Below are 23,428 nucleotides of genomic sequence, written 5' to 3'. Positions count from 1 at the left end.
ATACAACTTCATCACAGATCAAAAGTGTTTAAACGCAGCGACGAGAGCTTAATAGAAAAAGCCATAGGCGGCGATGCCAAAGCCTGGCAGCAATTGGTGTCGAGATATCAGGCGCCCCTGTATTATTTTGGCCTGCGTTTGTTAGGTTCGCCTGATGACGCCCGCGATTTATTGCAGGATGTATTGATAGTGCTTTGCCGTAATCTGGCGCAATACCGGGGGGAAAGCTCCTTTAAAAGCTGGTTGTTTGGTATAGCCAACTACAGAGCTATGGATATGCTCAGAAAGCGAAAAACGACCACAGAGTTTACCGAAGATCATGATTTTTATGACGATGAAGCACCAGGTTTTGAACAACAGCTTTATGCTCAGCATACACAGCGACTGGTACAACAGCAGTTGCGTTCCCTGCCGCCGGAGCAACGATTAGTAGTGGAATTGCGGTTTTATCAGCAATTTACTTTTGATGAAATTGCCGATCAGCTGGCGCTGTCGAGCAATACCATTAAATCCAGATTTTATGCGGCCTTAGATAAACTGCGTACGCAGTTGGAGTTAGCAGATGTCGAACAGTCAGCAAATTTTTGAAGCCTGGCTGGCCGGAAAAATGACGGCCAGCGAATGCGAACAGCAACTGGACCAAAACAGTGAATGGTACAGTCGTTTCCAGACAGCTCAGATGCTGCAGCGTCAGGCCAAAGCACCCTTTTTTGCCCCAGTGCCAGACATCGACAGCATGTCGATGTATGCCCAGCAATGGCAAAGATCCACAACAAGCCATAGCTGGTGGCCTAAGTTGAGTGTGGCTTTTTCCGCTCTGGCTTTAGTGATCAGCCTGTCACCACTGGAGATGCAAATGCAGGACAGTGGCCTGACATTAAGCTGGCGTGGCGAGCAACAGATACAGCAAAAGCAACTGGACACTTTACTCGCCAGCTACCGCAAAGAGCAGCTGGATTATATCCAGACCCAGTTACAAAACACCCAGCAACAACAAGCGTCACAGCTGATTTTGCTGAAGGATTATTTAACAGAACAACAAACCAAAGAAAGACGCACCGACATGCTGGAATTGGTAGAGTACCTGAATCAGCAACGTCAGTCCGATTGGCATTACTGGCAGGAAAACTATCAGCCAAGTCAGGCCAGACTGGATGCCAGCGCCGTCTATAACCCAATTCAACAACGTAGTGGAGTAACAAAACCATGAAGCTATTGAGCAAAGTCTCCTTGTTGGCAGGCCTTATAATCGCAAGTACAGGCTTAACAGCAGCCGAAGTGAATGGCCGCCTTGGACAAAACCTGAAAATAATGCAGGACATACTGCAAACCTCACTGGGTGGTCAGGAGCATTCGAGCATAGGTCGGATCCAACACAGCTATCTGATGGGCCATGGCGTTGCTTTTCGTGTTGACAGCCACAACGGCTGGCTGCGCCATTTTATGGCCCCTCCTGCACCACCTGCGGCACCAGCAGCTCATGGTCATGCGATGGCCGTTGCAGCCAATGTTGCGAATTCAATCAACATATCAGGAAATGGCAGCAGCTTTAGTTTTAGCTTTGATGAAGCAGCTATTGAAGAAATGGCGGAAGCCGCAGAAGCCATGGCCGAACAGCAGCAGGATCAAAGCGAAAAACTGCGCGATCTGCGGGAAGAGCGCCGTGATATAGAACGGGATTTACGTGATTACGAGCGGGAAAGACGTGATATCGAATTCTCGTCTAAAGTCAGCAAGCTGGATTCGGACCAGCAAAAGAAACTGACCGAAATTAACAAAAAATCAGAGCAACTGAAAAGCCAGCTGGCTGTGTTGCAAAAAAATCTGACAGTACAGGAGCAGGAATACAATAAAAAGCGTGCCGAGCAACAAAAACTGGCAGCCCAACGCCAGACTGAACTGGTAGCAAAAGTTGGTCAGGTATTCAGCAGCACTTTATGTGATTACGGCGCCAGCTTGCGTGATTTAAAGGAGCAAGAGTTTGTATCGTTTCAGCTGAGCTTATCAGGCCGTGACAATGCCAAAGATCACTACTGGGTGGCGAAAAAAGCCGATATCAATCAGTGTGTAACAGGAAAAATTGATGCACCGGCTTTATTGAAAAAAGCCAGCTATTACCAGTACTAAATGACTATACCTATGACACTTCAACCAGAAAAAATGCTTGATTTTGCTGGTTGAAGTGTTATATCAAAAACACATACAACGAATTCAGCTTACTCTCAGTCCCCACAACTTAGCGGTTTATGCGCCCTAAATTCATTTCTTCACTCGCTTAAAAAGGTAATACAAAACTATGCCACTGAGGTAGGACAAAACAAAGTAAAGACTCTTATCATCCATTGTATCTTGGTAAATTGAGGTTAACGTAAAGACTGTTGGAAACGCAAAAAGAATGGCACGCGCATCCGAATTTTTAGCACCTTCCAAGCCAGCCTTTTCATCTGGTTTAATGAGATAGCTTATAAAAAACATAAACAGGCCAAAAAGTACATAGTTCATTTCTTACAACCTTATCAAGAAGTCCAAAGTCAGTTTACAAAACTATCACTAACTTCGGACTTAATAATGTACAAACATCCATCAATCTACCAACGGATTCTCAAGGTTCATAAACACCAGCCTGACATGGCGTGTAATCGATCCAAAAAGTTATGCCTCCGCCTGTGATAACCATACCCCAAGAGCGGAAGAAACAGTATGAGCCAGATGAGCCACCACCACTGCCATACCCGGTGCCATAGCCTTCTCCACCTCCACCGCCAAAACCAACTTGCGCACTACCGGTGGTATTGGGTTCAATCAGGTGCCTTTCATGAATAACTACACCATTACGAATTTTCTGAATTTTTCCCTGAGATACCCTAATAATGTCACCTTCCTTTAAATCCAAAGTAGTGAAACTATCAATGTTAATCGAAATTGTCGTACCTACTATAGACATAGTTGCATACTTAACCGCTGCAAGTTCTCCCCCCATCCTGGCGACCCAGTTGACAACAGCACCAGTAGCCAAACCTGAAGGAACGGTAGTAAGTAATCCAACAAGAATCTTATTTGTAAGCTGTTGACTGGCTAAATATTCAGCAGAAACAGTAAATTGATATTCAGCATTTAAAATAGCCGTATTCACTTGTAACAAATAGCCTTCCCAGGCGGGTAATGTGCTCCAGCCAGGATCGCACCAAGGTTCATTGGAGGAAGGACCACAGTCCAATCCACCATCGAACGTGTGTATTAAATCCTCCGGCGCAGGAGAAGCTGATTTCTGGGACGAGGAATATATTTCTTGCATTGAGTAGGAGAAGGCAACTCGGTTTTTAGCTGAATGCACAAAATGTACTATTTTGTCATCACTATAGTTTCCCTTATATTTTGCAGCAAATCTGCTGAACTCCGCTGATTTGTCACACTCACCCTCGCAGCTCAAAGTAACACTATTACCAATTTCTATGGGTACAAAAGTGAAATCAAAATCACTGCTATGTGCACTAAAAGCGCCTGCCATCAACGTTGCGGATAAAACGGCTAAAACTACTGGTCTCATTCAATAAACTCCACGCTATCAAATACGAAACAAAAATTTATCATAATTACCCCAAAAATCAACAGCGCTAAACTTTAACCTTTTTGGGGTGAAAATAGCAGTCGGTCAGAAGTTGACAGCCGATCTGCTTTTGACTTACAAAGCCACTCCTTCACCGCGGATCTTTTTTATGTCTTATCAATGGCCCACTTTGTCAGACTGGCTGGAACAACTGGCCGCACCTTTTTATCAACAGGGTTATGTGGTGCTGGAACAGGCTATTCCTGCTGATTTATGCGAGGCTTTGTATCAGGACGTATTACAACAGCAGCTAACAGCCGCCGGAGTTGGGCGTCATGGCCAACACCAATTGGACAAGCAGGTACGGCGTGATCAAACCTGCTGGTTAGATGGTGACCATCCGGTGCAGCATCAGTATTTACAGCTGATGGCAAAGCTGCAACAGGATATGAACCAACGCTGTTTTTTAGGCCTGATTGATTTTGAAGCGCATTACGCCCGTTACCAGCAAGGCGACTTTTATCAGAAACATCTGGATGCTTTTATCGGTCGTTCTAACAGAGTGCTCTCCACTGTCTGTTATCTGAATGCTGTAGAACAAGGCGGCGAGCTGGTGTTGTATGACGAACAGGATCAACTGTTAAGCAAAGTTCAGCCGAAAGCCGGCACTCTGGTGGTGTTTGAAAGTTGCCGCTTCCCGCATGAAGTACTGCCTGCATCGGACACCCGTTACAGCATTGCTGGCTGGTTTCGACATAACAGCAGTATTCAGGGCAGGATCGATCCGGCAGTTTAATCCAGCTCAGGCCTGACACATCAGCTGCAAGGCTCTGTGTACTTCCAGTTGAAAGCTGCCGCGACCCGTTTTACGAATTTGAATAAAATCACAGCGTTCGGCTAAACGACGTTGTAACAACAATAAGCGGGTTTCCAGATTGTCATCAATTTCCGGCAGGTTCAGTGTTTTATCCAGCCGTAATTCTCTGTTGGAAAATAATACCCTGCCCTGCTGCTGATACAAACTGAGCAAACGCCACAAAATAGCACCAGCCACTCCTTTGATCAGGTAATCCTGATCGACAAATACACTGTGGTCACGGCTAAAATAGCGGATACCCAGCATATTTCCTTCCGGTATCACTTCAGCATGAGTTTGTGGGCAACATAACTCAGTTTCAGGTTCTGCCGGTTGCAATCTCGCCATATGCAAACCCAGTTGTATTGTAAGGCAGGTCAGCACATCTTCATCTGCGTAACTAAAACGACGTGGTAGTTCACTTTCGACATACAACACAGCCAATAAACGTTGGCAGAGTAACACCGGAACAGCCAGTTGGCTTTGAGGCTGAGCAAGGCCGGGGTATGCAATCAAGGTTTCCAGTGAAGGCTGCAGCGAAGACTCCGGACACTTATGCAACAGTTGCAGATAGTTGTAATCGAGCGCAGCGTTCCCTACCCGGATCGGAGTTTTATATAAAGCAGCTGTGCCTATCACACCACACCCGACTGGGATTTCTGAGCCTATGCCTGAATTGGCGTAGCCCACAGTTTCTACCGTATAAAGTTTGGCCGCCGGCTCGTCAGCAATCAGTAACATGGCATGCTCAATGTTCAAACCTTGCTGCAAAGCCGACATTGTCAGTTGAAACAACTGAGCCAAGTCCTGGGCCTGACTCAGTTGCTGCATCAATTGCTTCAGGATCAGCAGCGGATCCCCTGCTGGCATCAGGCCATGACCAGCACAATCCTGAGCCTCAATATTTAACACCTGATAAATATCCGCGCCTTTGAGTACAAACACGTCCTGCATACCTGATTCGGAAGCGAGTCCCGCCAGCTTGGCTTTCATACTTTCGAACAAGGAGCCGGATTCTTCAGTACGTCGATACAACACGGCCAACTGGTATTTAGCTGCAGTGTGGGGATCGGCAATCAGCACAGTCGCCTGAGGGTTTTCCAGAATATTGCGGCGGGTTTTATTAAAAAACTGAAAGGTTAAGGCTATATGCTGACTGTCGACATAATGCACCTGCGATACATAACTGACATTCGGGATGCCGTCAGCGTCACAAGTCGCTATGGTGGAGGGAATATAGCCTTCAAAGCAGTTTCTGAGCTGTTCCAGCTTTAACATCAAGACAACTCCATAGGCTCACCGGCTTTTTCACCCGGGCTTTGTTCAAATATTGAGTCAGGCCGGAAACTAATCACGGCCAGCTGTTCAGGTTCCACATGTAAATAACGCGCAATAATTGCCGGGTGATAACCCAAAGTTTCCAGATCCTGAGATAAAGCCTGAACATAGCCTTGCGTAAACTCCAGATCCCCTGCTTGAGGTTCCAGTTGCTTCGCGGAAAACCCTTTGATTTGAATAGTTTTATGGCTACTTGGCAAGCAATAAGTGACTGCAATACGCTGACAGCTGGTCACATCTGCAAGCAAGTGGCTGGCCTGCACAGCGTTTACAAAAATGCGGACCTCCTGCGCTTCTGGCAATACCCGACACGCCAGAGCTTTGCTTATTGAAGGAATAAAACGATGATCCCGCGATGCTGCAGTAATAGACAAGCCCTGATGGATAAAATCCAGCAAGTCCTGAGGAAACATTATTGATGCGGACATAGCCCTCACTCCAACTTTTGCCTGAACGGCGCAGCATAACGTTAAAGCCCAAAAACTGGCAACACGCCAAAATCCCCACAAAAGGTAAACCCGCTATTGCTTAGGATTAATTTAAGATTATGTTAGTTGTAATTTAGCCTGTCCGACAGCGCCAGACCTTTACCATAGAGGCTTGCAGAAATTGCGCCCCTGAAGATGAAAGCTTATGGACAGATATAACATTTACACTTTTATACACAAAGGTTTGCGCCGGGCGCTATTTAAACAATTAATAGAACTGGGACAACTCGACGAAGCTAACCCTGTCGCTATGCAGCAGTGTTTAGAAGCCATCCAGCAGTTACTGATGTGTTTTAGTCGTTATCATCATCATGAAAAACAATTTATTCAGCCATTGCTTCCGGTATTCAGCATCACTCAGCAGGAGCATCTGCAGTATGAACACAAACTGCATGAGCTGAACGACCTGATTGAGCGCATCAACAGTATGCCTGCTGTGATCAGTGCTTCTGCTTTGCACCAGCTTTATCTGCAGCTGTCCCTGTTTTGTGCCACACAATTGCAGCAGATGTACACAGAAGAAACTCAGATGATGGAGTACCTTTGGCGACAACATAACGATGAGCAGTTGCACGCCATTCACAATCAATTAGTACAAAGCCAAAGTGATACAGAACAGTACCAGACTTTACGGCTAATACTGCCAGCTCTGACAGAAACCGAGCGACTCAGTGTATTACTGACACTTCAGAAACAAATGCCGGAATCCAGTTTTTGTACCTTAGTCAACGAAGTGCAGCAGGAGCTTAATGCCTCTCAACTACGCACAGTTCACAAATACATCAAAACTATTATCAGCACTGTTTGTGCTTCGTAGTTAAAAAGCAGGAGTTACCTATGAAAAGTCATCCCATTATTTTGGGTTTGTTTATTGTGTTGAGTCTGAATAGTTCAGACACTCAGGCCGTTTCTTCAGCTGTCGAGCCGGAGCTAAATCAACTGATTAAACGCGGTGAATATTTAGCCCGTATTGCAGGATGCAATGACTGCCATACCACAGGTTATGCTCTCACCGCAGGTAATATTCCTAAAGATCAGTGGTTGATGGGTGATCAATTAGGCTGGCAAGGCCCATGGGGTACCACCTACCCCAGTAATTTGCGCCTGAGTATGGCTAAGCTGACCGAACAACAATGGCTGAATATGGCTAAAACTGCACAATTCAGACCCCCTATGCCCTGGTTTACACTGCGGGATATGGAGGAGCATGACTTAAAAGCCATTTACCATTTTGTCCAACACCTTGGCCCTGCAGGTCAGCCTGCTCCCGCTTATTTGCCACCAGGCCAAGCTGCCAAAGGACCAGTGATCAGCTTTCCTGCTCCTCCGCCTCAACCCTGACCACAACTCTTTGGATGCATTTTCGCCACATAAAAACTGCGGGTTATCTCGCAGTTTTTTTTTGCTTCTGGCAAAGTAGTTTTAAATTGATTTCAAAAGGTTTTTTCTGTTATGGATTTTTTGCTGCGTTTAGCTTTCTGGCGTAAGGTTCACCGTTATCTGGGCTGGGTGTTAGGGCTGCAACTGATCTGTTGGTTTGGCAGTGGTTTAGTGATGAGTGTATTGCCCATTACAGAAGTGCGGGGTGAACATTTACGCAAAACCTTTGTGGCACCGGACTGGAGTCAGACCATCTCCCCTGCGGCTCTGGCAGAACAACATCCGGAGCATCAACTGAAGCTCAGTCAGCAAGGTGCAATCCCTTTGTATCAATTCAGCAAAGATGAAGAGCAGCTGTATTATTCAGCCTTAACAGGTGGAGCTGTAGCGCCTCTGACTGAAGCACAGGTCAAAGACTTAGTCAGGTTACAGTATCAAGGTAACGCCGAAATAGCCCGGATCCAACGTCTACAGCAGGCACCTTTTGAGGTCAGGCATTTGACAACACCGTTATGGCTGGTGCAGTTTGCTGATGAAAGTGGCAGTAGTTTTTATCTGGAAGAGTACAGCGGCAAGTTGTTATCAGTGCGGACCAATCACTGGCGATTGTTTGATTTTGTCTGGATGCTACACATTATGGATTACGAGGACAGAGAGAATTTTAATCATCCACTTTTGATCATCTTTTCAGCCACGGCCTTATTTTTTACGCTGTCAGGTGCCTTGTTATTGCCATGGCGGCGGAAAAAACGTGCCGACTTACAACAAAGACAAGCCAATACCTGCAAATAACAACAAGCCACTGTAATGGTTATTTAAAAAGGCCTGAAAACAACCTGCCCTGCCCTGAGTTTTTGCTTGCCAGTGCTGGTGAATGAAACTCAGCAATACCAAAACCAAAGCGGCATAAAAAAATAGTCCAAGGCCATTTTGTTGACCTACCCAGGCCATCAGCATTAAAAACAGCAGTTGTAAGCCAGCAATAATCTGATGGCAATAACGACCAAATAATAAGGCTGTGGATTTGACCCCTATTCTCTGATCATCCTTTATATCCACCATGGCGTAAAAGGTGTCGTAAGCCACTGTCCACAGCAGATTTGCCAGATACAAGGCCCAGACCCACAAAGGCACAGATCCTGTTGTGGCCATAGCGGCCATAGGAATACCCCAACTATAAGCGGCACCTAATACAAACTGGGGCAGATAGGTAAAACGTTTCATAAAGGGATAAAGAATAGCCAGAGCAACGGCCACTACAGCCAATAACACAGTGGCGGAGTCCAAAAACAGCAGCAGGCTGGCGCTGCACAGCAGCAGTACAAAAAAAAGCTGTAAAGCTTCGTCACTACTGACCAGTCCGGCAGCCAGGGGGCGGGCTTTGGTGCGTTCCACATGACCATCAAAATTGCGGTCGGCGTAATCATTAATCACACAACCAGCAGAGCGCATCAGTACAACACCGGCGCTGAATACGGCTAACAAAGTTAAATCAGGCAAACCGGACGACAGCAGCCACAAGGCCCACCAGGTCGGCCACAGCAGTAAATAAATACCAATAGGCCTGTCCAGACGCATTAACTGGCGGTAATAAGGCCACTGCTGCCATTGCAACTGCCATCTCATAGCTCAAGCACTCCGGGTAAAAAGATTTCCTGCACCAATAATGGTTGCTGTTGCACTGAAAAGACAGAACGTCTGGCCCAAAGTTGTTTTTGCTCACCTACTACAGGCAATACCAATCCGCTTTCAAGTAAAGCCACTTCAATCACGCCACGTTCTAAACTGACATGCTGAAAAATATACTCTCCCAAAGGCTGTGCCCCCAAACGAGCTAAAGGCTCCATCTGCTCCAGAGTAGATTCAGGTAACCAGCTTTGTGCATAGACACAGGGTTTACCATCACACCAAAGGATCACATCGCGTTTTAAACCCACAGCTTGTTGCCATTGTTGCTGTAAAAAATCTGGCAGCCTTTGCCAATGCTCAGCCACCAATTCCAGCCTGAAACTCTGGCAATGACTTTTCAGTAGTGCTGTTAATGAACCCTGACATAACAACCAGGGTTCAAAAGCGGCGGGAAATGGCAGTTGTCCGGCGTTTTGCCACTCTGCATTCAATTGAAAAAGACTGTCTGTGCTGTGCATAAAATTAAACTGCAACTAAGTTGCCGCGCATCATAACAATTTTGCCATCGTATTGGTATTTAACCTGATTTAATGCCTTTGTGGCAGGAATTGATTACCATAAGCTTATTATTTTATTGATCATCTTTTGTTATGACTCATTACCACACTTTAATTGTCGGAGCAGGTTACGCTGGTTATAGCCTTGCCAAAGAACTGCGTAAACTAGACCCGGATCGCAGCATCTGCCTGATCAGCAGCGACAGCGCTGATTATTACTCCAAACCTTTGTTATCCAACGGCTTTAGCAAACAAAAAAATGCCAGCGACCTGGTCCAGAAAACCGCGGCCCAAATGGCAGCAGAGCTACATATTGAGGTATGGCCTTATTGTAGTGCAGAGCAAATTAAGCCGGAACTGCATCAGGTACTGACCAACAAAGGACTGATCCAGTATCAGCAACTGGTGCTGGCCACAGGAGCCAGCCCGGTGAAACTATTACTGCCAGCTGCAACTGAAGGCCTGGTCTGGTCAGTGAATGACTTAGCGGACTACCAACATTTTTTGCAACAAAGCCAGAACAAACAAAAAATTACAGTGTTAGGCGCAGGTTTAGTTGGCATTGAATATGCTAATGATTTAGCTGCAGCAGGTTTTCAGGTGTCAGTGATAGCGCTGGAGCATCAGCCTTTAGCCCAACTTCTGCCGCCTGCACTGGGTGAGCTTTTACAGCAGCAGTTAACAGCATTAGGGGTTGAATTTTATTGGGGAGCGTCGATAAAAGATGCTCAGCTTGCCCAACAGCAATTACACCTTCAGCTTACTGATGGCCGCAACCTGACCACAGAATTGATTTTATCTGCTGTGGGTAAAGCCAAAGCTGCAGCTTGCGATGCACGCAGGGATAGACTGCGGCAAAGGTATAAAAGTGGATCAGACTCTGGCAACTTCAGCCGCTGATATCTATGCTTTGGGCGACTGTGCAGAAATCTGTGGCTATAACCTGATGTATATTCAGCCTATTAGTTTATCTGCCAGAGCTTTAGCCCTGACTCTGACAGGCACAATCACAGCAGTGCAATTTCCTGTCATGCCGGTGATAGTTAAATCGCCAGCTTTGGCTGTTGTCAGTTGGCCTGCTGCAAAAGAACAACAAGGCGACTGGGTCTATGAAGGGCAAGGTATGGATTGGCTGGCAAGATTTCAGAGCCCATCAGGTCAGTTGCTTGGTTTCGCTCTGACCGGAAAAATGGTGGCGCAACGTTTGCGGCTGGCAAAAGAAATGCCAGCTTTGATAGCTTAACGTCGGACCTTCGGGTAAGATCCTTTTTTGAATGTTTGATAAAAATGAAAGAGTAAACCGGATGAAAAAAGCGCTGACTTGTTTTGTTTTTTTATTGTTAAGTCAAAGTCTCTGGGCTCAGAGTGCGGCCAATGCACCTATGAAAGTCAATTATGCTTATTTTGGTTTTGATCCGGATATAGTCACTAACTACATCACTCCCACTACTGAAAATCTGGGTTATGTACGGGTGACTATGGAGTTGATGATTATGGATAAAAAGTATCTGGATGTGATAGAGCATCACGAACCACTGATCCTGGATAAAATTGTGTTCGCTTTTGGTCGTGAAAATGGCGACACCATCCGTTCATTAACAGGGCGCGAAGAAATTCGCTTAAAAATTCTGAATCAGCTGCGCGATACCCTGAAAAAAGAGACAGGTCAGGATATTTTAAAAGACGTTTTGTTTACTAAATATCTGTACCACTAAGCACTTGTGTCTGGCTCACCGTACATTCAGCGCTGTACGGTGAGAACCTTGTTTGCTGCTACCAGTAAAACCGCACAAAACATGCCTGTCAGTAAGCCTGCTAAATGTGCCCAGTTTGCCATCGAAATCCACAGCAGATCAAAAAACCCAATCACCAGCCAAATCAGCATAAAACCTATTAAGCCAGTGCTGATCTGCAAACCCCAGTTCGGTTTTAACCAGCCACAGATCCAATAAAAACCAAATAAGCCATAGACCAGGCCTGACATGCCGCCAAAGTGAGCACCAACCATCACAAACTGTGCAAGGTTGGAAAACAACAACACCAACAAGGTCAGGCTAATAGCGACCACACGGCCTGACTTCAGCTCCAGTGGCCCCAACAGATACCAGACCCAGATCAGATTAAACACCAGATGAGAGCCGGAAAAATGCAACCAGCCCGGCGTAAACCAACGCCAGCCTTGTTCCAGACTAAGCCCCAATTCAGGTTTTAATTGCAAGGCAGCCAAAGCGGACCAGGGATCCACTTGTTGCCAGCCATACACCAGCAAGGCTGACAACCAGACCAGATGGCAAAACCAGCCACCATTAGCCCATAACTGTTGCCAATAACCGGATAAACCAGCTGAACCTGTCCCTGAGTCCACGACTTCTGCCCTGTCCCATGCCGCAGCCTGATAGCGGTCGGCATAAGGATTTAACAAAAAGCGTTCTAACTCGGCAACTACCAGTTCAGCATGTTCAGGTGCACACCAAAGCTCAGCCTGCTCAGCAGAATGCACCACCACACTGACATCCAGTTGCTGACTTTTACAATAATCAGCCAGACTCAAAGCCGCAGCGGAAGAGGCAAAGTCACCAATCTTAATCATGGGAATCTGTAACAAAAGGCAGTTGCTGACGCCAGGCTTCAAAACCGCCATCCATACTGAATACAGTTTCAAAACCTTGTTGTGCTAAGTACTGAGCAGCACCCTGACTGGAATTGCCGTGATAACAAACCACCACCACAGGAGTTTCAAACTCAGTTTGTTGGATAAACTGATTCAGACTGCCGTTGGTTAAATGGAAGGAGTCGGCAATATGGCCAGAGGCATAACTTTGCTCATCACGAATATCTACCACTACAGCTTTATGCTGTTCTATCTGCTGCAGCGCTGTGGCTACTGAAATACGACTGAATTCACTCATGGGTCACTCCGTTACTGCTCAAACTTCAGATTGATGCCGCTATAGTAGCCCAGCTGACACGCCTTGAGTACCATAGCTTATGCCGGATCCGCCGAACTGCAGGTATTTGACGAAGAAACAATCAGCCAAAGCAGCTAAATACCGCATTAAAACACCAAGTTAACAATTACAGCTTTAGCTCCAGCCCAAGCTTAGGTAAAATAGCGCGCCTTGTTGGTTTGGAAACAGAATACCCATGTCAGATAGTCCCTTGTATTTAATTTATGATCCTGCTTTTGATGATATGGACGCCGAAGGCTGCCCGGGATTTGGTTTTATACTGGTGTTTGACGAGCAGGATCTGGACAACTACCAATCCGGTGAAAACCCGCCTTTTCCGGCTGTCTCTATGTTATTTACCGATCATGCAGATGGCAGTATCAGCGGTGATTTATTAGGTTGGGCACAACTGGATGCGGAAATCTTCCAGCAGTTTCCTTTGGGTCAATTTTTCCAGTTGATGGAACAGGCGGCTCAGGTGGCTATCAACGCTTACCGTCAGGTGGGTCAGGTGCCGGATAAACTGATAGCTCAGTTATTGCCGGACGATGATTTAATTCAGTTTGATGTACAGTTTGCCACACTGGAATTAAAGGACGATGACGCAGAATCACAGCTGGCGACACAAATGATGTCAGGCCGGCCTTATCTGGATTCCTAACCGATCCTTTTCTCTGTCAGCTCCGTAGTCTGCTAAAACGGAGCTTGTATGACCCACCATAAATTACATCTGCCCCATAAAATCTGCGCTTGCTGTGGCTTAGCCTTCAGTTGGCTTCAATCATGGCAAAAAAACTGGCCTGAAGTGAAATATTGCTCAGAGCGCTGCCGCCGGAAAAAGTGACCTTCGGCCTATTGTAAATGCATACTCAACTCCTGTTAAATAAGGGTTAATCTTTATGACAGGAATTTTTATGAAAGCCTTGTATTTAATTGCCGCTTTAAGCAGCTTCCCCTTATTTGCCAGCGATGTCAGTTCCTATGATCTATTACTGGAGCGAGATAAATTCAGCCAGCTACAACAGCAACTGGGTCAGGCCCCTCAGTTGGCGAACAAAGAATTGCTGGTTTTGCAGCTGCAAACTATGTTGGGGTTACGGCAATCTGAACAAGCAGAGCAACTGGCCAATCAGGCGTTAAAGCACTATCCAAAAGATGCGGAACTGCTGCGTCTTGCGGCGTTAAATCAGTTTAATCTGGCACAGGACAGCAGTATTTTTTCCGCAGCCTCTTACGCCAAAGAAGGTTTAGCTTTGCTGAAAGAAGCCATGGCTGCAGCACCAGAAAATTTAGAAATCCAACACATCCTGATTGGCTTTTATCTGCAGGCCCCTTCGATAGCTGGTGGTGATACCAAAGAAGCAAAAAAACTGGCCAAAGCTATGGCAGAAAAACATCAGCCAGACGGCGCATTGGCGAGCATTGAAGTATTGATGGATGACGATAAACTACCAGAAGCCCTGAAACTCAGCGAACAACAGCTGCAACAGTATCCGGACCACCCGGCTTTATTAGCTGCCTATGGCAATTTGCTCAGCATAAACAAGGAACCGGCCAAAGCTTTTGTTCAATACCAAAAAGCTGCAGCGGCCACGACGGATTTAGCGGAGCAACAAAGTTACCTCTATCATCTGGGCCGTTTAGCTGCAACAGAGCAACAAAACCCACAAACTGGCCAGCAGGCGTTAGAGGGTTATTTAGCTTTTTATCAAGACAGTGATCATGCGAAAACGGGCTGGGCTCAGCTACGTTTGGCGCAAATTTATCTGCTGCAAAAGCAGCAAGCTAAAGCCCGGGAACTGCTGCCGCATATCAAGAATCAGTCACAAACTGATAAACGGTTGAAAAATGAATTAAAAGATCTGGAAAAACAACTGAAAAAGAGCTGATCCCTGCTCTGCCTGAGCGGGATCTGCGGATCCCGTTTTGCTTTTTACGCACAGGCCTCTTACTATATGCACTTTATTCCATCACTCAATACGCCGGAACCGCAGCATGGCAAAAGCAATTAATATGGCCGAGGTAGAAAAAGCATTAAGCGGCTTTACTATTCCTCCTCAGCCCACTGTTTTACTTAGTATCAAAGCAGAAATTGAAAGTGATGATCCCAATATCAAACGTATTGCTGAACTGATCAATCAAGATGTAGGCATAGCTGGCTTTACCCTCAAAGTGGTGAACTCGGTGTATTTTGGTTTACGCCGTAAAATCAGTTCAGTAGAACATGCCTGTAAGTTTTTAGGCTTAAACCGGGTGATTAAATTAGTCAGCTCAGTCGTGCTGCGTTTTACCTTAAGTGAAGGCCGGACGGACAGATTTACTGAAAGCCTGTGGCAAAGCGCGGCGAATGTAGCCAACGCAGCCACTTTGTTAGCTCAACAACTGCGTTATGGCACAGATTGCGCTGACGATGCCTACAGCTTAGGTTTATTCCATAACGCTGGCATGCTGCTGATCAGCAGTCAGTTTAAAGATTATGCCAAAGTGCTGAAACAAGCTCATTTGGCAGGTTACAGCATGTCAGACGCTGAAGATCAGAATTTTCAGACCACTCACGAATTACTGGGTTATATGATTGCTCAGTCCTGGGGCCTGGCGCCTGAACTAACCAATGTGATTGCGTATCACCATAGCCATGCCTTGATCCTGGCCTCTGATGATCTTTACGAAAAACGTTTATTTGCGCTGCTGAAACTGGCTGAGCATATGACAGATGAAAGCAAAATATTGCTGGATTTAGATATGGATCCGGAATGGGATCAGTATAAAGCCACCATTCTGGATATTCTGGAACTGGATGAACTGACGCTGCACGACTTAGGCGACTACCTGCAACAACAAGGTGTGCCGAATAGATACCATGCTTAATATCCCCTTCGTACTTGAAACCGCAGCTTTGTTGACTGCGCCACTCGCCCCAGTCACATAGGACTACTATGCTCCTGGGGTCTCGCTCGCTTGTCGCCTCCCTGCGAATTCAATTACTTTGGGTATAAGCAGCTATTTATTCAGAGGAATTTATCAAGATGCGTATTGTTTTAGCCCCAATGGAGGGCGTGGTGGACCATTTAATGCGGGATATGTTAACCCGTATTGGTGGTTTTGATTTATGCATCACTGAATTTGTCCGGGTCGTGGACCAACTGCTGCCAAGTCGGGTTTTTACCCGTATTTGTCCTGAGTTAAAACAAGGTGGGGTGACTCCAGCCGGTGTGCCGGTTCGGGTGCAGCTATTAGGCCAGGAACCGCATTGGCTTGCCGAAAACGCAGTGCGTGCAGTGCAATTGGGCTCTCCTGGTGTGGATTTGAATTTTGGCTGTCCGGCCAAAGCAGTCAATAAAAGCCGTGGTGGCGCTGTACTTTTAAAAGAAACCGAAACCCTGTACCAAATCATTAAAGCGGTGCGTGACGCTGTGCCAGCACAATTTCCGGTCACAGCAAAAATACGCTTAGGTTTTGACGATACCAGCTTAACTCTGGACAACGCCCGCGCTATTTATGAAGCAGGAGCAACTGAACTGACAGTGCATGCCCGCACCAAAAGTGATGGTTACAGACCGCCAGCTTACTGGCCATGGATCAAACAAATCCGCCAGACTATTCCTCTGAATGTCGTGGCTAATGGCGAAATCTGGACACCGGAAGACGCGACCTTGTGCTTGGAACAATCCGGCAGCACTGATTTAATGCTCGGCCGTGGCGCTTTAGCCAGCCCGGGTTTAGCCCGTGATATCAAGCAGCATTTTGCTACTGCTACTCATCAAAAAATGCCATGGCCACAAGTGCTGGAACTACTGTTGCAGTACTCGGACTATGAAATAGCAGGCGACAAAGGACTGTATTATTCCAACCGTATTAAACAATGGTTTAGTTACCTGAAACTGCAATACGTTGAAGCTGAAGTCTTATTCCAGCAACTACGTTTACAGCAAAAAGCACCGGATTTAGTAGCGACTTTGCGTGGGGCTTTAGATCACATTTCAGGCATCTCCGAACATTGACCTGCAAAGATTCAACTCTAACAGCTCGGTCAACTGCAACGCAGACACGCCGTAGATACATCCCTATAGGCTCCTGCACGCTACCGGGGTTTTGCAGAGCAAAACCCGTTCATTCGGCAGCAAGTCGGACGACTGACTTGCTGAAATCCCGCCTTCCCCCTGCTGGACAGCGTCTGCTAATGCAGTTGTCCTGTCGTTTCATCAGTTCGTCTGTATCGTCACTTTGTGCCAATAGCTAACATTTGCATTGTAGTTTTCAAAAATTAGCTTTTGATCCGTTGCTGACATTCATGCCTTATCAATCTAAACGTCGGTTGACACATTACAACCAAGGACGTGACATCGTTTCCATTCGCGCTTGAATGCGTTTGAACATGACGAGCTTTAGGTCTTCAAAACCAGCCACACTTTCAAAAGCCTTGTCCAAATTTTGCAACATCTTTTTAACCAAAGAATGGATCAATTTCTTAGCGGCCTTTTGGTCCAGCCCCAGTTGAGCGGCAAACGCAACAAAGTCATGTTCAGTGTAATAGCCGTAGTTGTCGTATGAACTGGTGCTTTTGGCGTCTTTTACCTCAGTTTCCATGAGCCAGATACTTAGCTCTGATCCGTCGTACTCTTTGTATGGCGCTACTGATACCATGTCATAGATTTTTGAAAATCCGGTCGCAGTATCACTATCGAGCGGCCTGACCAGGCTCAGGTTTTTCAGGTGTAAATCGTTATTCCCAACCAGGTACGCCATGAGCACCTGCAAAAAACCATCCCGAAGCACTTGAGCGTGGTAACCGCAGCTTGCATGGGCAACTTTCAATGCGTATTCGTAGGATAATGCCTCGCTACTTTTATTCCCGGGCGAAACATCCATAACAGAGGCCAAATCTTCGATGAATCCGATGTTTCTGCCAGCAGTGTCCAAATCAAACCGACCTGTCACGTAGGCCAGTTCACCACAGGAAAAGGGGACAAGAGCATGATCTGCTACATTGAACCCAACCAACTGGCATAGCCGCATAATGATAAATTCATTGACCGCTAAATGGGGCAAATCTCGTGGAGATGGTTTCACTATGTACGGACCCATACCTACACTTGCTGTCAATGTTTTCCTGGCGCCAGCTTTATGAGTGAGAAACATTTTAGGCTGAACACCTGAAATGGAAGCTCTGCCTAACGACCTGATGGCCACTTCATTAAATTCATCTCTGGCAAAGTCGATGGTGAAACCTTTTAGGTTTTTCTGTGGTTGCTCTGGTATACGGCCTGCTTCTTCATTTTTCAGCAGACCCGGAAGCACCCTGATCGGTCCGATAAGCTCTGCACCATGCGCAAGCAGAAGGCCAAATTTATCATCTACATCGAGTCTGGCCAGCTGTGCCTGATGGCGCTTTACCCACCCCTCGCTCATTAAATTGGTGAAAAATGCCGGGAGATGGTTTTTGCGCAATGGTGCGTCAGTCAGTGGGAGGTTGTTGCCTATCCTGGCGAGTCCGATTTGCAAGTAATTCGTATCATAACGAAATTCATATTCGTAACCAGCCTGAACCGAATACTCAGTGATAGTCCCCGCCAATCTATCATTGCAGTACACAAAACCTATTCTTGTGGGGGCGTCCATTATTTATTCCCCTGACGCTTGCCAATAAAAAGCTGCAAACCAACAGCACCGATCAGACTGTTGAGCTTGCCTACAGATACCACATCCACCCGCTGTATCGAGTTGTAATAGGTTTGCATCGATACACCAGCAAAAGCTACCAAATCAGAGATAGAAAGATCACCTCTGTGCGCCTCTATGCTGGATTGCACTGACTCGCTGCTCACCGGTCTATACCCGTCTATTGCTGACTGCTGCAATTTTGCCTGTATGCTTTCGTCCAAATGAGCCATTAGCTGCTGAAGCCTGATGCGCTCTTGAACGAGCTCTGGCAGTGATGCTGCGAGGGAATTTATATTATTTTTTGACATATTAACGCCTCATAAACTCATTCATAAAAGACATTATCACATTTTAGCTTACTTATTTAATTCACAGAACAACATTCTAATTAAATTAACTTTACAGATAAACTGGAAGTTATAAATTTTAAAAAATTAATCTATAGATAAATAACTGAGGCGAAAGGTCTGATGTCCTGACGATTTTAACGCGCAATTTTAGCTGGCCAACAGCGGATTTTCTGCAGTGTTCTCCCCTTAATGCCTGGTTAACTGATGTTGGTTTGGTAAAACATCCTTTAACCTTCGAAGCTCAAAAAAACGAATGTTTGCAAAAAGAGCAAAGCCGACATTCGTTTTTTTGAGACCCTCTGTTCTGGACAAGTGCAATTCGCTCTTAGCTGCCAATCAGAAAAGCCTATACCAACTAATGGCACCAGTCCCCCATTAGGGGGCGGTTCCGGTACTTCGCTGAGCTCAGTACGTCCATTCGGCGGCAAGCCAAATTGTTGGCTTACCGAAAGCCCGAATGAACCCAGAAAAAATTGGGGGTCCAAGGTTTTAAGGCTGGGACTGTTTGAATGAGGAGTCGTTAGCGACGAGCAAGTTACCCAGCCGCCCTGGACACACGATTTTGGGCTGGGCTTTATACTCACTTCGTTCGTACCCCTTCGGGGCCAGCTAAAGCTGTTCAACGCAAGCGTTGTCGCTGCGACCTGGGATCGCCTTTGGCGAAGCAAAAGAAAGTGGCTCGCCAAAAGCGAAAGCTTTAAATCTCAAGGTAGAGAGAACAGCCAGCAGGGAAAGGTTTTGCGGTATACATCAATGGCTGCTTGCAGCAGGTTCCAGACCTGTCGACTGCTCTGGTGATGACTCTTCAGATTGAATATCCGCACTCAGCACCAAAGCCGAAGTCGGCTGAATGCAACAAGCCAATACTTCGTCGGCACTGCAGCTGATACTGGGTTCCAGCACCTGCTGGTATTCCCCTTTGACAACCCGAACTTTACAAAGGCCACAAGAGCCACCTTTGCAGTCATAATTCAGCGGCACACGAGCGGCAAGAATAGCATCCAGTACTGATTTATGGCCCTGACTGTCAGCAAATACACCATTGATTTCAATAGGGAAACTTTGTTCACTTGCAGATGCACTAAAGAGCTCAGCATAGCAATACTGCGCACCTAAAATGCCTAAATCATAAATCAGCTGCTCTGTCATTTTGGCAGAAGCACAGAAGTAATACTGAGCCTGCGGGCCTGCCAGCTTGTATAAATATCCGGCATCAATACGGCCTTTAAAGCCTTGCCAATCGACTGGCGGTTGAGTGAGTGCAATACGAAGTTGTAAACGGGGTAAACGCCGCAGTAAAGGGTAAAATACGATATCTTCCAGACGGCGCGCCTGGTACACCAGAAACACCTGACGTTTTTGCCGGATAGCGGCATAAGCCATAGCCAGCATAGGGGTAATACCTACGCCGCCGGCCACCAGAACCAATGGCTGGCGCGAGCGGTTTAATAAAAAATGGCCACGTGGATAAGAGCTTTCAACCAGATCCCCCACTTTTAAATGCTGAAATAATGCCTGACTCAAACGGCCATCCGTTTCAGCTTTAATCACCAGTTGGTAATAACGTTGCTGACTGCAATCCTGCGCCAACGAATAAGCCCGACTGACAGGTTTGCCCTGTAAATCTTTGCCATAAAGCAAGATATGCTGACCTGCTTTGGCTTTGGGTAATAACAAGCCATCAGGGTGTTGCAGCCATAACTTCAGATACTGGCCCTGCCGTTTCACCCGCGCAAGTTTAAGCTGCAACCGCTTTTGTTGTTGCTGCTGCAGATAAATACGCCAGAAGCCGCTTGCGGTGAAATAAATCACCATAGCGGCTAACACAAGAGTAAGCCCTATCAGGCCGAACGACGCCACCACAGCCATATTCCTGTTACTGAAAACACAATCAAATAAAAACCCAGCAGATCCATCCAGATCCAGTCATATTTTCCCAATAAGGCCTCGCCTGTGTGCAAATGTTTCATCAGCTTGTTCAGATCATAAGCGCTTTTGCCTTTTTCCAGCGCAAGCTTCATTTGCCACTGCCCCCCCTGCTGCACCAACACACCTTGATCTTTTGCTAACAGCCATAATTGTCCATCCTGGCTGGCGACATCACTGATATCTTCACTGTACAACTGAGTCCAGTCACTGCCTTGCAGCTGATACAAACCCATTTTGGTGGCGGCATAAAGCTGACCATCCAGCTGGCGCACCGCTCTGACATCGATGTCTGGCAATACATGCTGTTGTTTTTCACCTGCACTGTTAAACAAGGTCAACCCATATTTGCCAGCAAGCCAATAGCCATCGGTAACAGGCAACAGAGCCTTGTAATCCATCTGTGCAGATGGCTCGCCAAACTTGATTTCCTTAGCACCCCATGCCTCACCATGAGCAATAAATAAAGTACTGACACCCACAATCAACATAGGCAAAGCTAATAAAATGCCGCCCCACAAATGTAATTTACGCCACATAGTTTTTCCTTTTAATTAGAACGGCATACTGACATTAAGCACCCACTCACGGGCACTTTGTTCCCACTCAGAATCCTGCTGTGTAATTGCACCAGCCAGATTATAAGTGCTTTTAGTTTTGCGTTTTTCCGGGTCATTCAGCCCTAAAGCCGACAAATTGACCCGTGCACCATTTTCAAACTGATAGCTGACATAAGCATCTAAAGTCGTCATGGCTTTTTCCATTTCAATGCTTTTTTGTGTTGCAGTCAGTTCAGTTTTTTCTGTTTTGTCCTGGAATCCTAAAGACAAACCGGCCTGCCAACTGGTTTCAGGCCGCCAGTCTAAGGTCATTTTCCCATACATTTGAGGAACTTGTTTAAACTCACTGCCACTGCTGCTGGCATCTATTTGTTGCCAGTCTACACTGACAGCTACCCAGAACTCGCTAATCAGTGGCACAGCCACACGGCTACCCCAGCCCTGGGTCTGGCCTGATTCTAAATTCGTTGGCTTTTGCACATAACGACCAGAGACTTCATCCAGAGCTGTATTGCTGATGATCAAATCATCCACCCATCTTTTGTTGGCGTAGATCTCCAGCTCTTTTTGCTCTTCGCGCCAGACCAAAGCTAAGTCAGCGCCCCAGGCTTGCTCTGGTTGCAAATCCGGATTTCCCATTTTGTCAGGATCGGTCAAAGTGCCAGATTTAGATTCCACAAAAGGCACCATATCGTCAAATTTTGGCCAGCGTACAGTGCGGCTACCTGATGCTCTGAGCTGGAAACCGTTGCCCAGCCCAAGTTGGTATTTCAGATTAGGCAACAGATCCCAGCCTGAGTCTGAACTGAAATCCTGTTCATTTAAGAAGGCGTCACGTTGCTGTTTTTCCGCACGTAAACCCATGCTCCATTTACCAAAGTCAGTTTTCAGATTGTAGCGACCGTACAAGGATAACTGCTGCTCATCAAAGTCATAGCTGTCTTTGTTGCCACTTAATACATCATTTTTATACTTCAGTCGGTATCTGTTACGCCATTGCTGTTCTACACCAAGCTGTAGCTCCTTGGCACCATACTTCAGGCCAACAGTGCGCAGTTGCTCGCGCTTTTCTTCCAGCTCGGTGTCACGTTTTTCTTTGCCTTTACTGTCCGTTTCGGTTTTTAGTTTATTTTTGTCTTCCTGCTGATCCCGATAACTGGTCTCAAGGCTAATTAAAGCCTCCCCCAATGCTCTGCTATAGCTGCTATCAAACCATTGGGCCACATTGTCTTTATCTTCCAATTCCACTGTTGTTTTATCTATAGCAGTCAGCTTATAGGTAACATTGGTTTTGTCTTTGGCTTCGTTCTTTTTGCTGTAGCGTCCCTGAACTTTGAATTGGGAATCATCGGCGAAGTTGTATTGCAAGTCGGTCGTTAAAGCTGTTCTTTTATCTGTACGATCTTCGTTTTCTTCAGTGGCACTTTGTTCACCTTTGGCATTAATACTCTGTTTTAACTTAAATTTATCTGCATCACCTTCCAGATAATCAATACCAACACGACCCGACAACTGGTCCAACTGAAACGCATGGCTTAATGAGCCGGCAGGCAGCACATCATTACCATCCAAACGACGGGCACTGAGTTGCACTTCGCTGTTGGATCTGTGATCTTTTAAAACTATATTCAGAGTCCCGCCTATACCTGCACCAGACACAGTGGCATCAGACGCGTGTAATACTTCGACGCGCTCAACCCATGCCAGAGGAATACTGCTTAAATCAAATTCGCGTTTTTCACCATTGCCTGGCACTGGCTTACCATTAATCAGAATTTGCGAATAGCCTTTATCCAGACCTTTTAAACGCAGATCTTTGCCTTTGCCTGGTGGGCCGCTCAGCAAAATACCTGGTTGACGGGATAAAGCTTCAGCCAGGGACTGATCACCATAACGCACTAAATCATCACGGGAAATCACACGCACATCAGGCTGCTGCGTTAGCTGATATTCCTGTTGCTTGCCCAATACTGTCATTACTTCATGACCGTCAACAACAGACATTAATGAAGCAGAAGATAAAAAAAGTACGCTTAACATCACAATTCTACGGCTGGCTAGATAATGAAGCGAATGATAACAGATCGTATTATCATTTTAAAATGAGATCTATTCCTATTTATAAAATGACTGGCAATTACGCTAGCATTTGTGTGTAAAACACTGATAACAGGAACAATAAAGAGAA

General features: G+C 46.2%; 27 protein-coding genes and 1 pseudogene. 15 read left to right on the top strand and 13 right to left on the bottom strand.

Annotated elements, in window-relative coordinates; genetic code table 11:
• Positions 1–24: 24 nt before the first annotated feature.
• The 3 genes from J2W69_RS09175 to J2W69_RS09165 are packed head-to-tail and all read left to right on the top strand — an operon-like array spanning position 25 to position 2,127.
• Entirely contained in the window at positions 25–588 is a 564-nt protein-coding gene (locus tag J2W69_RS09175) for an RNA polymerase sigma factor (RefSeq protein WP_310277098.1), read from the top strand.
• Positions 563–1,210 carry a hypothetical protein gene (locus J2W69_RS09170; RefSeq protein WP_310277095.1) on the top strand — a complete coding sequence of 216 codons (648 nt, stop codon included), beginning with the start codon at positions 563–565 and terminating at the stop codon, positions 1,208–1,210. The genes J2W69_RS09175 and J2W69_RS09170 overlap by 26 nt, the downstream gene beginning before the upstream one ends.
• On the top strand, positions 1,207–2,127 hold the full coding sequence (locus J2W69_RS09165; RefSeq protein ID WP_310277093.1) for a hypothetical protein: 921 nt from the start codon (positions 1,207–1,209) through the stop codon (positions 2,125–2,127). The genes J2W69_RS09170 and J2W69_RS09165 overlap by 4 nt, the downstream gene beginning before the upstream one ends.
• 132 nt (positions 2,128–2,259) lie before the next feature.
• On the opposite strand, the gene J2W69_RS09160 is transcribed toward J2W69_RS09165, so the two are convergent.
• Positions 2,260–2,502, bottom strand: a complete 243-nt coding sequence (locus J2W69_RS09160; protein WP_310277091.1) for a hypothetical protein — start codon at positions 2,500–2,502, stop codon at positions 2,260–2,262.
• 100 nt (positions 2,503–2,602) lie between these two features.
• Positions 2,603–3,547, bottom strand: a complete 945-nt coding sequence (locus J2W69_RS09155; RefSeq protein ID WP_310277088.1) for a hypothetical protein — start codon at positions 3,545–3,547, stop codon at positions 2,603–2,605.
• A 169-nt stretch (positions 3,548–3,716) separates the two neighbouring features.
• On the opposite strand from J2W69_RS09155, the gene J2W69_RS09150 reads away from it, so the two are divergent.
• Positions 3,717–4,343, top strand: coding sequence for a 2OG-Fe(II) oxygenase (locus J2W69_RS09150; protein WP_310277084.1), 627 nt, complete (start codon positions 3,717–3,719; stop codon positions 4,341–4,343).
• Positions 4,344–4,349: 6 nt separating this feature from the next.
• Here J2W69_RS09150 and J2W69_RS09145 read toward each other — a convergent pair whose 3' ends face one another.
• Together J2W69_RS09145 and J2W69_RS09140 are read right to left on the bottom strand one after the other, a co-directional pair.
• Positions 4,350–5,681 carry a GAF domain-containing protein gene (locus J2W69_RS09145; RefSeq protein ID WP_310277081.1) on the bottom strand — a complete coding sequence of 444 codons (1,332 nt, stop codon included), beginning with the start codon at positions 5,679–5,681 and terminating at the stop codon, positions 4,350–4,352.
• Complete coding sequence (locus J2W69_RS09140) at positions 5,681–6,169, bottom strand: hypothetical protein (RefSeq protein ID WP_310277078.1); 489 nt, start codon at positions 6,167–6,169, stop codon at positions 5,681–5,683. The genes J2W69_RS09145 and J2W69_RS09140 overlap by 1 nt, the downstream gene beginning before the upstream one ends.
• Positions 6,170–6,374: 205 nt before the next feature.
• On the opposite strand from J2W69_RS09140, the gene J2W69_RS09135 reads away from it, so the two are divergent.
• From J2W69_RS09135 to J2W69_RS09125, 3 genes are all read left to right on the top strand, one after another.
• Entirely contained in the window at positions 6,375–7,046 is a 672-nt protein-coding gene (locus tag J2W69_RS09135) for a hemerythrin domain-containing protein (RefSeq protein ID WP_310277076.1), read from the top strand.
• Positions 7,047–7,066: 20 nt separating this feature from the next.
• Positions 7,067–7,570 carry a hypothetical protein gene (locus tag J2W69_RS09130; protein ID WP_310277073.1) on the top strand — a complete coding sequence of 168 codons (504 nt, stop codon included), beginning with the start codon at positions 7,067–7,069 and terminating at the stop codon, positions 7,568–7,570.
• A gap of 111 nt (positions 7,571–7,681) precedes the next feature.
• Positions 7,682–8,401: a PepSY domain-containing protein gene (locus J2W69_RS09125; RefSeq protein WP_310277070.1), complete on the top strand. Its 720-nt coding sequence runs from the start codon at positions 7,682–7,684 to the stop codon at positions 8,399–8,401.
• Here the strand turns inward: J2W69_RS09125 and ubiA are convergent.
• Both ubiA and J2W69_RS09115 read right to left on the bottom strand, forming a co-directional pair.
• Positions 8,369–9,235: a 4-hydroxybenzoate octaprenyltransferase gene (ubiA, locus tag J2W69_RS09120; protein ID WP_310277067.1), complete on the bottom strand. Its 867-nt coding sequence runs from the start codon at positions 9,233–9,235 to the stop codon at positions 8,369–8,371. The two genes, J2W69_RS09125 and ubiA, sit on opposite strands and share 33 nt — an antisense overlap.
• Complete coding sequence (locus tag J2W69_RS09115; protein ID WP_310277064.1) at positions 9,232–9,771, bottom strand: chorismate--pyruvate lyase family protein; 540 nt, start codon at positions 9,769–9,771, stop codon at positions 9,232–9,234. The genes ubiA and J2W69_RS09115 overlap by 4 nt, the downstream gene beginning before the upstream one ends.
• A gap of 117 nt (positions 9,772–9,888) precedes the next feature.
• Between J2W69_RS09115 and J2W69_RS09110 the strand changes: the two are divergent.
• The 3 genes and pseudogenes from J2W69_RS09110 to J2W69_RS09100 all read left to right on the top strand — a co-directional run.
• Positions 9,889–10,666 (top strand): annotated as a pseudogene (locus J2W69_RS09110) (NAD(P)/FAD-dependent oxidoreductase); the annotation flags it as partial.
• Positions 10,667–10,741: 75 nt separating this feature from the next.
• On the top strand, positions 10,742–11,038 hold the full coding sequence (locus J2W69_RS09105; protein WP_405047880.1) for a hypothetical protein: 297 nt from the start codon (positions 10,742–10,744) through the stop codon (positions 11,036–11,038).
• 61 nt (positions 11,039–11,099) lie between these two features.
• Positions 11,100–11,510, top strand: a complete 411-nt coding sequence (locus tag J2W69_RS09100; RefSeq protein WP_310277056.1) for a flagellar basal body-associated FliL family protein — start codon at positions 11,100–11,102, stop codon at positions 11,508–11,510.
• 26 nt (positions 11,511–11,536) lie between these two features.
• On the opposite strand, the gene J2W69_RS09095 is transcribed toward J2W69_RS09100, so the two are convergent.
• Together J2W69_RS09095 and glpE are read right to left on the bottom strand one after the other, a co-directional pair.
• The gene (locus J2W69_RS09095) at positions 11,537–12,385 is read right to left on the bottom strand and encodes a rhomboid family intramembrane serine protease (protein ID WP_310277053.1); all 849 of its coding nucleotides are present in this window, start codon (positions 12,383–12,385) and stop codon (positions 11,537–11,539) included.
• A complete protein-coding gene (gene glpE / locus J2W69_RS09090; RefSeq protein WP_310277050.1) occupies positions 12,378–12,704 on the bottom strand; it encodes a thiosulfate sulfurtransferase GlpE in 327 nt (108 codons plus the stop codon). The genes J2W69_RS09095 and glpE overlap by 8 nt, the downstream gene beginning before the upstream one ends.
• A 235-nt stretch (positions 12,705–12,939) precedes the next feature.
• Here glpE and J2W69_RS09085 point away from each other — a divergent pair, with 235 nt between their 5' ends.
• The 5 genes from J2W69_RS09085 to J2W69_RS09065 all read left to right on the top strand — a co-directional run bounded on the left by J2W69_RS09085 (position 12,940) and on the right by J2W69_RS09065 (position 16,744).
• The gene (locus J2W69_RS09085; RefSeq protein WP_310277048.1) at positions 12,940–13,404 is read left to right on the top strand and encodes a hypothetical protein; all 465 of its coding nucleotides are present in this window, start codon (positions 12,940–12,942) and stop codon (positions 13,402–13,404) included.
• Between the two features lie 48 nt (positions 13,405–13,452).
• The gene (locus J2W69_RS09080; protein WP_310277046.1) at positions 13,453–13,587 is read left to right on the top strand and encodes a DUF2256 domain-containing protein; all 135 of its coding nucleotides are present in this window, start codon (positions 13,453–13,455) and stop codon (positions 13,585–13,587) included.
• Between the two features lie 55 nt (positions 13,588–13,642).
• Positions 13,643–14,632, top strand: coding sequence for a tetratricopeptide repeat protein (locus tag J2W69_RS09075; RefSeq protein ID WP_310277044.1), 990 nt, complete (start codon positions 13,643–13,645; stop codon positions 14,630–14,632).
• A gap of 106 nt (positions 14,633–14,738) precedes the next feature.
• Positions 14,739–15,611 (top strand): HDOD domain-containing protein, encoded by an 873-nt coding sequence (locus J2W69_RS09070; RefSeq protein ID WP_310277042.1) that lies wholly within the window; start codon positions 14,739–14,741, stop codon positions 15,609–15,611.
• 158 nt (positions 15,612–15,769) lie between these two features.
• A complete protein-coding gene (locus J2W69_RS09065) occupies positions 15,770–16,744 on the top strand; it encodes a tRNA-dihydrouridine synthase (RefSeq protein WP_310277039.1) in 975 nt (324 codons plus the stop codon).
• 322 nt (positions 16,745–17,066) lie between these two features.
• On the opposite strand, the gene J2W69_RS09060 is transcribed toward J2W69_RS09065, so the two are convergent.
• The 5 genes from J2W69_RS09060 to J2W69_RS09040 all read right to left on the bottom strand — a co-directional run bounded on the left by J2W69_RS09060 (position 17,067) and on the right by J2W69_RS09040 (position 23,280).
• Complete coding sequence (locus tag J2W69_RS09060; RefSeq protein ID WP_310277036.1) at positions 17,067–18,362, bottom strand: type II toxin-antitoxin system HipA family toxin; 1,296 nt, start codon at positions 18,360–18,362, stop codon at positions 17,067–17,069.
• On the bottom strand, positions 18,362–18,712 hold the full coding sequence (locus J2W69_RS09055) for a hypothetical protein (protein WP_310277034.1): 351 nt from the start codon (positions 18,710–18,712) through the stop codon (positions 18,362–18,364). Before J2W69_RS09055 ends, J2W69_RS09060 begins: the two co-directional genes overlap by 1 nt.
• A 792-nt stretch (positions 18,713–19,504) precedes the next feature.
• Positions 19,505–20,617, bottom strand: a complete 1,113-nt coding sequence (locus tag J2W69_RS09050; protein WP_310277032.1) for a 2Fe-2S iron-sulfur cluster-binding protein — start codon at positions 20,615–20,617, stop codon at positions 19,505–19,507.
• Positions 20,596–21,219 carry a PepSY domain-containing protein gene (locus tag J2W69_RS09045; RefSeq protein WP_310277029.1) on the bottom strand — a complete coding sequence of 208 codons (624 nt, stop codon included), beginning with the start codon at positions 21,217–21,219 and terminating at the stop codon, positions 20,596–20,598. Before J2W69_RS09045 ends, J2W69_RS09050 begins: the two co-directional genes overlap by 22 nt.
• 15 nt (positions 21,220–21,234) lie before the next feature.
• Positions 21,235–23,280 (bottom strand): TonB-dependent receptor plug domain-containing protein, encoded by a 2,046-nt coding sequence (locus J2W69_RS09040; RefSeq protein WP_310277026.1) that lies wholly within the window; start codon positions 23,278–23,280, stop codon positions 21,235–21,237.
• Between the last annotated feature and the right edge of the window lie 148 nt (positions 23,281–23,428).

Origin of the sequence: Rheinheimera soli, from assembly GCF_031457405.1 — a bacterium.
GTDB lineage: Bacteria > Pseudomonadota > Gammaproteobacteria > Enterobacterales > Alteromonadaceae > Pararheinheimera > Pararheinheimera soli_A.
The sequence above is the reverse complement of the archived record's forward strand: the minus strand, read 5'-3'. Positions and strand labels throughout refer to the sequence as shown.